Source organism: Variovorax sp. GW823-FHT02B07, from assembly GCF_058797695.1.
The window spans coordinates 39135-51236 of the sequence record NZ_JBXAJX010000009.1 but is presented as its reverse complement, the minus strand read 5'-3'; the positions used below and the strand labels follow the sequence as shown (position 1 = coordinate 51236).

At 69.8% G+C, this 12102-nt stretch carries 10 protein-coding genes; 7 read left to right on the top strand and 3 right to left on the bottom strand.

Annotated elements, in window-relative coordinates; all coding sequences use genetic code 11:
- Positions 1–31: 31 nt before the first annotated feature.
- From AC1RGU_RS28540 to ispC, 7 genes are all read left to right on the top strand, one after another.
- Positions 32–904, top strand: coding sequence for a polyprenyl synthetase family protein (locus AC1RGU_RS28540; RefSeq protein ID WP_492699694.1), 873 nt, complete (start codon positions 32–34; stop codon positions 902–904).
- Between the two features lie 51 nt (positions 905–955).
- The gene (locus AC1RGU_RS28535; RefSeq protein WP_083259397.1) at positions 956–2056 is read left to right on the top strand and encodes a Rieske 2Fe-2S domain-containing protein; all 1101 of its coding nucleotides are present in this window, start codon (positions 956–958) and stop codon (positions 2054–2056) included.
- Between the two features lie 25 nt (positions 2057–2081).
- On the top strand, positions 2082–3035 hold the full coding sequence (gene ispH / locus AC1RGU_RS28530; RefSeq protein ID WP_487847397.1) for a 4-hydroxy-3-methylbut-2-enyl diphosphate reductase: 954 nt from the start codon (positions 2082–2084) through the stop codon (positions 3033–3035).
- 55 nt (positions 3036–3090) lie between these two features.
- On the top strand, positions 3091–4239 hold the full coding sequence (locus tag AC1RGU_RS28525; RefSeq protein ID WP_216360110.1) for a Rieske 2Fe-2S domain-containing protein: 1149 nt from the start codon (positions 3091–3093) through the stop codon (positions 4237–4239).
- 35 nt (positions 4240–4274) lie between these two features.
- Complete coding sequence (locus AC1RGU_RS28520; RefSeq protein WP_070063787.1) at positions 4275–5264, top strand: terpene synthase family protein; 990 nt, start codon at positions 4275–4277, stop codon at positions 5262–5264.
- A 77-nt stretch (positions 5265–5341) separates the two neighbouring features.
- A complete protein-coding gene (ispG, locus tag AC1RGU_RS28515; RefSeq protein WP_070063786.1) occupies positions 5342–6640 on the top strand; it encodes a flavodoxin-dependent (E)-4-hydroxy-3-methylbut-2-enyl-diphosphate synthase in 1299 nt (432 codons plus the stop codon).
- A 10-nt stretch (positions 6641–6650) separates the two neighbouring features.
- On the top strand, positions 6651–7898 hold the full coding sequence (gene ispC, locus AC1RGU_RS28510; RefSeq protein ID WP_492699640.1) for a 1-deoxy-D-xylulose-5-phosphate reductoisomerase: 1248 nt from the start codon (positions 6651–6653) through the stop codon (positions 7896–7898).
- A gap of 94 nt (positions 7899–7992) precedes the next feature.
- Here the strand turns inward: ispC and phnY are convergent, their stop codons facing one another.
- The 3 genes from phnY to AC1RGU_RS28495 are packed head-to-tail and all read right to left on the bottom strand — an operon-like array spanning position 7993 to position 12075.
- Entirely contained in the window at positions 7993–9450 is a 1458-nt protein-coding gene (gene phnY / locus AC1RGU_RS28505; protein WP_492699642.1) for a phosphonoacetaldehyde dehydrogenase, read from the bottom strand.
- Positions 9451–9472: 22 nt separating this feature from the next.
- Positions 9473–10714, bottom strand: a complete 1242-nt coding sequence (gene phnA, locus AC1RGU_RS28500; protein ID WP_492699644.1) for a phosphonoacetate hydrolase — start codon at positions 10712–10714, stop codon at positions 9473–9475.
- Positions 10715–10758: 44 nt separating this feature from the next.
- A complete protein-coding gene (locus tag AC1RGU_RS28495) occupies positions 10759–12075 on the bottom strand; it encodes an MFS transporter (protein ID WP_492699646.1) in 1317 nt (438 codons plus the stop codon).
- Between the last annotated feature and the right edge of the window lie 27 nt (positions 12076–12102).

Genomic DNA, 12102 nt, shown 5'->3' with positions numbered 1-12102 from the left:
CATCGAACCCGCCGGTGCCTTCGACGCGTGGATGCAGGGCACCACCCGCCGCATCGAAACGGCCCTCGGCCTGCACCTGCCGCCGCCCGACACCCGGCCCGCGCGCCTGCACGAGGCATTGCGCTATGCCGCGCTCGGCGGCGGCAAGCGCATCCGCCCCTTGTTGTGCCAGGCGGCGGGCGCCCTCGCCGAAGCGCCGCCCGATGCGCTCGACGCCACGGGCGCCGCCATCGAGATGGTCCACGTCTACTCGCTCGTGCACGACGACCTGCCCGCGATGGACGACGACGACCTGCGCCGCGGCAAGCCCACCGTGCATGTGGCCTACGACGAAGCCACCGCGATCCTCGTGGGCGACGCGCTGCAGGTGCAGGCCTTCTTCACGCTGAGCGAACTGCCGCTGCCGGCCGAGCGTCGCATCGCGCTGGTGCGCGAGCTGGCGCAGGCCGCCGGCTCTCGCCACCTCGTGGGCGGCCAGGCCATCGACCTGCAAAGCGCGGGCCGGTCGCTGAGCCAGCCGGCGCTCGAACAGATGCACCGCATGAAGACCGGCGCGCTGATCCGTGCGGCCGTGCGCATGGGCGCGCTGTGCGGCCTGGCCGACACGCCGGCCAACGCCGCGCTGTACCGCGCGCTCGACGACTACAGCAACGCCATCGGCCTGGCCTTTCAGGTGGTCGACGACATCCTCGACGCGACCGCCGACACGGCCACGCTGGGCAAGACCGCCGGCAAGGACGCCGACGACGACAAGCCGACCTGCGTGTCGATGCTCGGCCTGGCGGCCTCGCGCGCGCTGGCCGGCGAACTGCGCGAACGCGCCCACGCCGCGCTTGCACCGCTCGGGCCCGGGGCCCGGCGTCTCGGCCAGCTGGCCGACCTGGTCATCCAGCGCGCGCACTGAGCCGCCCGCGCACAGGTGCGTCCCCCCGCCTTCGAACAAGGAGCCTCGGCCATGACTGAACCCTCGACCCGCCTCATGACCGGCCCCCACGCCGGCGAGCACGCCCCGCGGCTCGTGAGTGCCCGCAAGCCGCTGCTGCACACGCGCAGCGCCTCGGGCGACACGCGCATGCCGCTGCCCTACACCAACGGATGGTTCGCCGTGTGCTTCAGCCACGAAGTCAGGCCGGGCGCATTGATCACCGTCCCGTTCATGGGACAGGACCTGGTCGTCTACCGCACGGCGTCGGGCCTGCTTCGCGTCATCGAGCCGTACTGCCCGCACCTGGGCGCCCACCTCGGGCACGGCGGCACGATCGACGGCGAGCACCTGACCTGCGCGTTCCACGGCCTGGTGTTCGGTCCCGATGGCGCGTGCGTGCGCGCCTGCCCGGGCCAGACCCCGCCGCGCACAGCGCTGACGAGCCGCTACGCCAAGGAAGCGAACGGCGTGGTCATGGTGTGGCGCCACAGCGAGGACATCCCGCCCGAATGGGACTTTCCGAGCCTCGACCTCGACGACCGCATCTACCCGCAGTACGGACAGCGGGAACTCGACGGCTACGGCGACGCCGTGGGAGAGAACAGCGTGGACATGATCCATTTCGGATCGCTCCACGGCCTCACCGAGGCCGCGATGACGCACGAGATGGAGCAGCACACGCTCACCGTCTCGATCAGCGCGCGCTGGAAGGGCAAGCGGCTGAACATGCGCCTGACCAACTTCGGCCTCGGGCACACCCGGGCGGAAAACGAGATGCCGGAGTTCGGCCTGCGGGTCACGACGCTGGTCTATGCCACGCCCATCGCACCGCTGCGCTGGACCTTCCGCTGGATCGACATCCCCAGCGTCGCGCGGTTCGACGGTTGGCCCTCGCCCGCCAGAAAGCTCGCCTACCGCGTGCTCAACCCCATGGCGCATCGCTGGCTGATCTCGTTCTCCAGCGAGGACATGCCGTTCTGGCGCACCCGCGCCTTCCTCAAGCGCCCCGCCCTCATGGCGGGCGACCGCTCCATCGCCGCCTTCCGCCGCTGGTCCGCGCAGTTCTATCCCGCCACCCCGCCCGGCGACGCGGACACCGAGCCGGTCCTGAGAGCGTCGGCGGAACGATGAACCACCCCCACCAGGAGCTCCCACCATGCGCGTCATCCTTGCCCAGCCCCGAGGCTTCTGCGCCGGCGTCGTGCGGGCCATCGACACGGTGGAGCACGCGCTGCGGCGCCACGGCACACCGGTGTACGTGCGCCACGAGATCGTCCACAACAAGCACGTCGTCGACGGCCTGAAGGCGCAGGGCGCGGTGTTCGTCGAAGAACTCGCCGAGGTGCCCACCGACGCGGTCGCGATCTTCAGCGCGCACGGCGTGAGCCGCGCGGTGGAAACAGAAGCCCGCGCGCGCGGCCTGCGCGCGATCGATGCCACCTGCCCGCTGGTCACCAAGGTGCACGAGCAGGGGCGCCGCTATGCCGCCAAGGGCTATGCGCTGATCCTCATCGGCCACGCCGGGCACCCCGAGGTGACCGGCACGCTGGGGCAGATTCCGGCGCCGGTCACGCTGGTGCAGACCGAGGCCGACGTGGACGCTCTGGTGCTCGATGCCGACGCGCCGCTGGCCTACATCACGCAGACCACGCTGTCGGTCGACGACACGCGCGGCATCATCGACGCGCTGCAGCGGCGCTTTCCGCAGATCGTCGGGCCCGACACGCGCGACATCTGCTACGCCACGCAGAACCGGCAGACGGCCGTGCGCGAACTGAGCCAGCAGGTCGACGTGGTGCTGGTGGTCGGCGCGCAGAACAGTTCCAACTCGCAGCGCCTGCGCGAGATCGCGGCGCAGGCCGGCGTGCGCAGCTACCTCATCGCGCAGGGCAGCGAGCTCAAGCCCGACTGGGTGCGCGACGCCGGCGCGGTGGGCGTCACCGCCGGCGCCTCGGCGCCCGAGACCATGGTGCAGGACGTGGTCGCCGCGCTGCGCCGCCTGGCCGAGGTGGAACTGCTGACGCTGCCCGGGCGCGAGGAGCACGTGGTGTTCCGGCTGCCGGCCGAACTCGCCGCGGAGGCCGCCGCCGCCGAGGTGGCCACGCCATGACGCCGGGTGCGCGCATCGCCGCGCCCGCGCACGCCCACCGTCAACGGAGAAGATGATGACGAGAACTGCAGCCCTCCCCCAGGCCACGGCCAGCGACGTCGCCCCGCCCGCATCCGGCGGCATGCCATCGAACAGGCGCAGCACCGTGGGTGAAACACGCGCACCGCTGCCCTACCCCGACGGCTGGTTCTCGGTCTGCTTCAGCCGGGACCTCCCACCGGGCACCGTGCGCACCGTGCCCTTCATGGGCCAGGACCTGGTGCTGTACCGGACGGCCGCGGGGCGCGCCTGCGCCATCGACCCCTACTGTCCGCACCTGGGAGCCCACCTCGGCGTGGGAGGCAAGGTGCAGGGCGAGGAACTGGTCTGCCCGTTCCATGGCCTGGCGTTCAGCCCCGAGGGCGGCTGCGTGCGCACCGGGCAGGGCACCACGCCTCCCGATGCATCGCTCACGCTGCGCTACACGAAGGAAGTCAACGGCGCGGTGATGGTGTGGGCGGACCACGAGAACCGGCCGCCGAACTGGGAGGTGCCCGAGCGCGACCTGAGCGCGTTCGCATCGCCGCCGCAGCACAGCAGCCACGAGATGCGCGGCTATCCCCAGGACACTGGCGAGAACAGCGTCGACCAGGTGCATTTCGGCTGGCTCCACGGACTGACGGACACCGCCGCGACCTACGAGGTGGGCGACTGCTGGATGGAAACGCTGCTGACCGCGCGCTGGCACGGGCAGCCGATGCGCATGCGCATGCGGCAGTTCGGCATGGGCCATGTGCAGGCGGAAAGCGAGATGTCCCGCATCGGTTTTCGCGTGATCACGATGCTGTACTCCACGCCCACCGCGCCCATGGAATGGACCATGAGCTGGATCGACACCTTTGAGCTCGCGCTCTTCGAACGCCTGCCCCGGCCGCTGCGACGGGCCGCCTATGCGCTGCTGGGTCCGGTGGCCAAGCGCTGGCTGGCCAGCTTTGCCCAGATCGACTTTCCGATCTGGAACGCCCGCGCCTTCCTCGGCCGTCCCAAGTTGCTCCGGGGCGATCGCGGGATTGCGGAGTTCCGGCGCTGGTCTGCCCGGTTCTATCCGCCGTCGTCCACCGACAAGCGCGTCTTTCCCATCCGCCCGGTGCCGCCGGTCTCGTCGGCGGCCTCGGGTGCGGGCGCAGCCGGTGCATCGGCAGAGCCCCTCGCGCCTGTTTCCTGACCCACGGCCCACCCCAAGACCACCGGAACCCCACCATGAACTACCCCGACCGCATCGTCTTTCCCGAAGTGAGCTTCCATATCCCGGAGATGTTCTGCAGCGTGCCCCCGAAGATCCACACCGACTACCCGGTGATCGACGAGCGCAATGCCGCCTGGGGCCGCGAGTTCCTGCCGTTTCCGGACGAAGCGACGCGGCTGAAATTCCTGCGCCTGCACCTTCCGATGTGGGATTGCCTGCTGTTTCCGATCGGCTCGGCCGACCGCATCTTCCTGACCTCGTGCGTGACGGGCCTCATCCTGGCCATCGACGACATGCCGCTGGGCCGGCACGCGGTGTGCGGCGACGGCGACGTCGCGCTGCTGGAAGGCCACCCGCTGGCACGCGCGGCCGCGGACATCTTCGGCCGGCTCAGGCAGTCCATGTCGCCGCAGGTCTACCGCCGCTATTGCCTGGAGTGGAAGGCCTGGTTCGACAGCGTGGAAGTGGAGGCCGGGCTGGTGGCCGAAGGCAAGGTGCTGCCGTACGACGAGTTTCTTGCGCTGCGCCATCCCAACACGGGGCTGCTGCCCTACTTCCCGGTCTCCGAGTTCATCTACGACCTGGACCTGACCGAGCTGCTGGCGCAGGACGCCGACCTGCAGCGCGCCATCCTGGCCACCAACGAGCACGTCGCGCTGGTCAACGACCTGCTCTCCCACCACAAGGAGCATGCCGTGGGCGTGACCCTCAACGCGATGGAAAGCCTGCGCATGGCGCACGGCCACAGCCCGCAGGAGGCCGCGGACATCCTCTGCCAGCGCATCCGCGAGGCCGACCGCACGCGCGTCGACGCCTGCGAGCTGCTGCGCCGCCGCTACGCCCATCGCCCCGACGCCGATCGCTTCGGCCTGTACCTGGACAGCTTCGGCCTGATGTGCGCCGGCAACCTGCGCTGGATCCTGGAGAACGACCGCTACGTGGACAGCCGCGGCAACGGCTGGGACTGGACGCGCTCGCGCCACGTCGTGCTCGACCGCCCGTAGCGCCAGGGTGCCGCCACGATGGACCAAGGAGCCTCGACCATGCCCGGATCATCAACGCGCGTCGGCAAGGCCACGCCATGAAACCGCCCGTCGCACGCCGCCTCTCGCGGCAGGTGCGCGTCGGCACCGTGCGCATCGGCGGCGACGCGCCCGTGGCCGTGCAGGCCATGACCAACACCGACACCGCCGACGCGGCCGCCACCGTGGCGCAGGTGGCGGCGCTCGCGCGCGCGGGGGCCGAGCTGGTGCGCCTCACGGTCAACAACGAAGAGGCCGCCGCGCAGGTGGCGCCGATCCGCGACGCGCTCGCGCGCCAGCAGGTGCACGTGCCGCTGGTGGGCGACTTCCACTTCAACGGCCACCGCCTGCTCGCGCAGTACCCCGACTGCGCGCAGGCGCTGGCCAAATACCGTATCAACCCCGGCAACGTCGGCCGGGGCGATAAGCGCGACGCGCAGTTCTGCCAGCTCATCGAGATCGCCTGCCGCCACGGCAAGCCGGTGCGCATCGGCGTGAACTGGGGCAGCCTCGACCCGGCGCTGCTGGCGCGCCTGATGGACGCGAACGCGCAGGCGGCGCAGCCGCAGCCCGCCGACGAGGTGATGCGCCAGGCGCTCATCGTCTCGGCGCTGGAGAACGCGGCGCGCGCCGAAGACGTCGGCCTGCCGCCCGATCGCATCGTGCTGTCGGCCAAGGTGAGCCAGGGGCAGGACCTGATCGCCGTGTACCGCGAGCTCGCCGCGCGCTGCGACTACCCGCTGCACCTGGGCCTGACCGAGGCCGGCATGGGCTCCAAGGGCATCGTGGCCTCGGCCACCGCGATGGGCGTGCTGCTGCAGCAGGGCATCGGCGACACGATCCGCGTGTCGCTCACGCCCGAGCCGAACGGCGACCGCACGCGCGAGGTGCTGGTGGCGCAGCAGATCCTGCAGTCGATGGGCCTGCGCGCCTTCACGCCCAGCGTGACGGCCTGCCCCGGCTGCGGGCGCACCACGAGCACCTTCTTCCAGTCGCTGGCCAGCCAGATCGAAGGCTGGCTGCACGCGCAGGCGCCGGCCTGGCGCGTGCGCTTCCCGGGCGTGGAAGACATGCACGTGGCCGTGATGGGCTGCGTGGTCAACGGCCCCGGCGAGAGCCGGCTCGCGCACCTGGGCATCTCGCTGCCGGGCTCGGGCGAGCAGCCGGTGGCGCCGGTCTACATCGACGGCGAACGCGCGCTGACGCTCAAGGGCGAGCACATCGCCGACGACTTCACGCGGCTGGTCGAGACCTACGTGGCCGCGCGCTACGGCGCCGACGCCGAGGCGAGCGAGCGGCTCGGTGCGTGGATGAAGCCGTCGTCGCGCGAGCGCGTCGTGCCGATCGCTGCCGTCTGAAGGCACCGCCATGGCCACGCAACGCCTCACCCTGCTCGGTGCCACCGGGTCGATCGGCGACAGCACGCTCGACCTCGTGGCGCGCCACCCCGACCGTTTCACGGTGCATGCGCTGACGGCGCACCGCAACCTCGACAAGCTCTTCACGCACTGCGTCGCCTTCCGCCCCGAAGTGGCGGTGGTCGGCGATGCGGCAGGCGCCGCGCAGTTGCAGGCGCGGCTGCGTACGGCCGGCCTGCGCACCGAGGTCATGCACGGCCCGCAGGCACTGTGCGAAGTGGCGCAATCGGCGGGTTGCGACACGGTGGTCGCAGCCATCGTCGGTGCGGCGGGGTTGCTATCGTCGCTGGCGGCGGCGCGCGCGGGCAAGAAGATCCTGCTGGCGAACAAGGAGGCGCTCGTGATGTCCGGTGCGCTGTTCATGCGCGCGGTGGCCACGCACGGCGCCACGCTGCTGCCGCTGGACAGCGAGCACAACGCGATCTTCCAGTGCCTGGCGGGCGCGCCGGCCGGCGGCGCGGGCGTGCAGCGGCTGGTGCTCACCGCGTCGGGCGGGCCGTTCCTGCACCGCCCGCTGGAGGCGCTGGACCGCGTCACGCCCGACGAGGCCTGCGCGCACCCGACCTGGCGCATGGGCCGCAAGATCTCGGTCGACTCCGCGACGATGATGAACAAGGGCCTCGAGACCATCGAGGCGCGCTGGCTGTTCGCGATGCCGCCCGAGCGCATCGAGGTCGTGATCCACCCGCAGAGCGTGATCCATTCGATGGTGGCCTATGCCGACCAGTCGGTGCTGGCGCAGCTGGGCCGCCCCGACATGCGCACGCCGATCGCGCACGCGCTGGCCTGGCCCGGGCGCATCGACTCGGGCGTGGCGCCGCTGGACTTCCTGCAGCTCGCCCATCTGAGCTTCGCAGCGCCCGAGCTGAAACGCTTTCCCTGCCTGCGCCTGGCGCTGGAGGTGCTGCGCGAGGGGTGCGCGGCCAGCGTGACGCTCAATGCGGCGAACGAAGTGGCGGTCGATGCGTTCCTGAACGGGCACCTGCGCTACACCGACATTGCGCACGTGGTGGAGGACTGCCTTCAACACACGCCCTCGTCCGCGCACGAGAACCTGGACGACATCGTCGCGGCCGACGCGCAGGCGCGCGTGCTGGCGGGTCAGGCGATCCAGCGTGCCGCGTTGCGGTCCCCATCGCCGGCAGTCCCGCTTTCCGGGTCGGTCACCTTGGCCGAAGGCACGGGCGCGCGGCTGTAGCGCGACAGCCACTTGGCCGCCACGGCCAGCGCCATCGGCGGTGGGGTTTCACGCACGGCGCGCGACGCGCCATGCGCCTCGTGCGCCGCGCCGGTCACCATGGCAGCGAGTAGGTCTTGGTGTTGGTGAAGCTCTTCATCGCTTCGAGCACGCCTTCCTTGTAGCCCAGGCCCGAGTCCTTGATGCCGCCGAAGGGCGTGAGCTCCAGCCGGTAGCCCGGCACCTCGCGCACGTTCACGCTGCCCACGTTCAGCTCGCGGATGAAGCGCGTGATGTAGTCCAGGCGGTTGGTGCAGATCGAGGACGACAGGCCGTAGGCCGTGCCGTTGGAGATGCGGATCGCCTCGTCGATGTTCTTGAAGCGGATGACCGGCGACACGGGGCCGAAGGTCTCGTGCTTGGCGACGGTCATCTCGGGGTCGACGTGGTCGAGCACGGTGGGCGAGTACAGCGCACCGCGGCGTTCGTTGCCGTACAGGAGCTTGGCGCCGGCGGCGATGGCTTCGTTGACCACGGCTTCGAACTGCTTCGCAGCGGCCTCATCGATCACGGTGCCCATGTCGGTGTCGGGGTCCATCGGGTCGCCGTACTTCAGTGCGCGGGTCTTCTCGACCAGCAGCTCGACGAAGCGGTCCGCGACAGCTTCGTGCACCAGCATCCGCTTCACCGCCGTGCAGCGCTGCCCCGAGTTCTTGTACGACCCGTTGGCAGCCAGCGTCGCAGCCTCCTCGATGTCCGCGTCTTCCATCACGATGATCGGGTCGTTGCCGCCCAGCTCCAGGATCTGGCGCTTGTAGGTGGCCTTGCCCGCGATGTACTTGCCGATGGGCACGCCGCCCGTGAAGGTGACAAGGTCGACGTCGGCATTGGTCAGCAGCTCGTCGGCGATCTCCTTGGGGTCGCCCGTGAGCACCGACAGCATCTGCGGCGGCAGCCCGGCCTCGTACAGGATGTCGGCCAGCAGGAAGGCCGTGAGCGGCGTCTTCTCGCTGGGCTTGAGCACGATGCGGTTGTTGGTCGCAATGGCCGGCGCCACCTTGTGGATCACCTGGTTCAGCGGATGGTTGAACGGCGTGATGGCGGTGATGGCGCCCAGGAGCGGCTCGCGCATCGTGTAGACCTTGCGGCTCTTGCCGTGGTGCGTGAGGTCGCAGGAGAACACCTGGCCGTCGTCCACCAGCGCCTGGTTGGCGGCGAACAGCAGCACGTCGGAGGCGCGGCCCACTTCGTACAGCGAGTCCTTGCGCGACAGGCCCGATTCGAGCGTGATGGTGCGCGACATCTCGTCCAGGCGCGAGGCGATGATCTCGCCGGCGCGCATGAGGATCTTGTAGCGCTCGTAGCGCGTGAGCGTGGGCTTGTAGTCGCGGGCGATGCGCAGGGCATGGCGCACGTCGTCCAGCGTGGCCTTGGGCACGGTGGCGATCACCTCGCCGGTGTACGGGTAGGTGACGTCGATGGTGCGGTCGCGGTGGACTTTCTCGCCGGCGATGCGCAGCGCTTCGCGGTACACGGTGCCGGGCTTCAGGGCGGCGTGGTCAGATGGGCTCATGGAATGCTCCGTCAAATGGGGTTCAAGCGGCCACGGGGCCTTGGGCGTGGTTCAGTGCGAGGTCGAGCGCGTCGAAGTTGCGCAGCCGGCGCGTGCTCGCCACGCCCGCGACGGGGCGGTTGCAGATCAGCGGCACCTTCTGCTCCGACACGCCGCCGTGCGAGCGCAGCGGCACTTCGAGCGCCGTGAGGTCGTGGCGCGTGGCCGAGGTGCCGATGACGGTGCTTTGCTCGCTGACGACCACGATGTCGCCGATGCGGTCCGGCGGCAGCTCGAAGCGCTGTGCGGCCTCCTTGCGCGAGAGCACGAGCTGCATGCCGGGGATGCGCTGGATGCGGTCGATCCAGCCGGGCACCTCGTCCTCGTTGGGCACATACACGGTGGCGAACGAGCCGAGCGCGCCGTGGTGCACCACGTACGGATCGGTGATCGGCAGGATCACGCGCGCGCGGTCCGGGCCGTACCAGCCGTCGAGCACGTCCTGCAGGTAGATCACGTTGGGCGAGCCGTCGGCGCCGTGCTTGTCGTTCATGCCGTGGTCGGCCGTGAGCACGATGGTGGCGCCCAGCGCGTCGAGCTGCGCGAGGTAGCCGTCCATCATCTGGTAGAAGGCATTCGCTGCGGGGCTGCCCGGCGCGGCCTTGTGCTGCACGTAGTCGGTGGTCGACAGGTACATCAGGTCAGGGCGGCGCGATTCCATGAGCTTCACGCCAGCCGCGAACACGAACTCCGACAGCTCCGCGCTGTACACCGAGGGCACGGGCATGCCGACCATATCGAGCACGTTGTCGATGCCGTTCTCTTCCATCGTCACCTGGTCCGACTTCTCGGACGAGAAGCAGATGCCCTTCATCTTGTGGCCCAGCAGCTTGCGCAGCTTGTCCTTGGCCGTGACCACCGCCAGCTTGGCGCCCGCATCTGCAAACGCAGCCAGCACGGTGCCGGCGCGCAGGTACTTGGGGTCGTTCATCATCACTTCCTGGCCCAGCTCGCGGTCGAAAAAGTAGTTGCCGCAGATGCCGTGCACCGCGGGCGGCGCGCCGGTCACGATCGACAGGTTGTTGGGGTTGGTGAACGAGGGCACGACGCAGTCGGCCAGCAGGTCGGCGCCGCCCTTGCGCATGGCCTCGAGGTACGGTGCCACGCCAGCGTCGATGGCCGCATCGAGGTACGCAGGCTCGCAGCCGTCGACACAGACGACGACGACCGGGCGGACCATCCAGCGGTAGCTGCGGCCGTTCACTTCGAGTCGATCGGATTTCATGAAGAGATGCTCCTTGGCAAGTTGGGTGTGTCGGTGCGCGGGCTTCAGCGGCGGATGAACAGCGCGATGAAGGCACTGATGAGGCAGCTGGCCGCGACGATGGGGAACACCACCGAGGTGCTGCCCGAGTGGTCCAGCATCCGGCCGATCAGCGGTTCGCCCAGGCCGGCCAGCAGGTACGAGAAGAAGTTCATGACACCGGTGGCGGTGCCGGCGCGCTTGGCGCCCACGAGGTCGGGGCACAGGGCCCAGAACGAAGAGGCCGGGCCGTAGACGAAGAAGCCCGCCAGGAACAGCAGCCCCAGGCCGAGGATGCTGGTGGGCAGCAGGTACATGCCCATCGAGGCGATGGCGCCCAGCAGCATGTACAGCACGATGGCCTTGTAGCGCTTGGAGCCGAACACCTTGTCGGAGATCCAGCCGTTGGTGAGCGCACCGAAGGCCATGCCCACGGGCAGCGCCACCGAGATCCAGGCCGGGTCGATCATGCCGTCGGCGGCCTTGGCCCAGTCCTTGCCCAGGAAGTGCACCGGCACCCAGACAATGAGGCCGTAGCGCGCGGCGTTCTGGAAGCCGATGGCCAGCGCGGCGATCATCAGCTTGGGGTTGCTGAGCACGGCCTTGTAGCGCAACCAGGAGCTTTCCTGCGGCTCGCCGTCGGCCACGCCGGCCTTGTCGGCCTCCTCCGGGTTGTTGTTGGCCACGCCGGTGTCGGGCGACTTGAAGCCCAGGTCTTCCGGCCGTTCGCGGGCGATCAGGTAGAAGGCGATGCCGCCCACCAGCATCAGCAGCACGGGGAGCCGGAAGATCCAGCGCCAGTCCAGGTGCAGCACGTTGACGACGATGATCGAGGTCACGAACGACAGCACCGAGGCGCAGCCGGCGGCGAACACGTAGAAGCCGTAGACCTTGCCGCGTTCGCCCGCGCCCCACCAGTTCGACAGCAGCCGGCTGCCCGGCGCCCAGCCCAGGGCCTGGAAGTAGCCGTTGATGCCCCACGGAATGGCCAGGCTCTTGAAGCCGACCGCGAAGCTCACGACCCAGTTGGCGGCGCACGAAAGGATGGCGCCGGCCGTCATCACGCGGCGCCCGCCGAACTTGTCGCCCAGGTTGCCGTTGATGGCCTGCCCGACGGCATAGCACCACAGCAGCGAGGTCGAGGCCCAGCCCAGCATCTCCTTGGAGAGGCCGAACTCCTTCTGGATGCCCGGGATGGCGAAGCCGAAGGTCTGGCGCCCCGTGTAGAAGAAGAAGTAGCAGAACATGGCCGCCAGCAGCATCCGCCACTGCGCCTTGCGGAACGAGTTGTCGAGGGGGCGTGCGTAGGTGCCCGCCTGCAGGATGGGATTGGCCGCTTGCATGGTATGTCTCCTTGTCTTGACGGGCGT

Coding starts and splice junctions, on each gene's coding strand:
- AC1RGU_RS28540 (WP_492699694.1), top strand. CDS start 32: ATGCAGGGCACCACCCGCCGCATCGAAACGGCCCTCGGCCTGCACCTG.
- AC1RGU_RS28535 (WP_083259397.1), top strand. CDS start 956: ATGACTGAACCCTCGACCCGCCTCATGACCGGCCCCCACGCCGGCGAG.
- ispH (WP_487847397.1), top strand. CDS start 2,082: ATGCGCGTCATCCTTGCCCAGCCCCGAGGCTTCTGCGCCGGCGTCGTG.
- AC1RGU_RS28525 (WP_216360110.1), top strand. CDS start 3,091: ATGACGAGAACTGCAGCCCTCCCCCAGGCCACGGCCAGCGACGTCGCC.
- AC1RGU_RS28520 (WP_070063787.1), top strand. CDS start 4,275: ATGAACTACCCCGACCGCATCGTCTTTCCCGAAGTGAGCTTCCATATC.
- ispG (WP_070063786.1), top strand. CDS start 5,342: ATGAAACCGCCCGTCGCACGCCGCCTCTCGCGGCAGGTGCGCGTCGGC.
- ispC (WP_492699640.1), top strand. CDS start 6,651: ATGGCCACGCAACGCCTCACCCTGCTCGGTGCCACCGGGTCGATCGGC.
- phnY (WP_492699642.1), bottom strand. CDS start 9,450: ATGAGCCCATCTGACCACGCCGCCCTGAAGCCCGGCACCGTGTACCGC.
- phnA (WP_492699644.1), bottom strand. CDS start 10,714: ATGAAATCCGATCGACTCGAAGTGAACGGCCGCAGCTACCGCTGGATG.
- AC1RGU_RS28495 (WP_492699646.1), bottom strand. CDS start 12,075: ATGCAAGCGGCCAATCCCATCCTGCAGGCGGGCACCTACGCACGCCCC.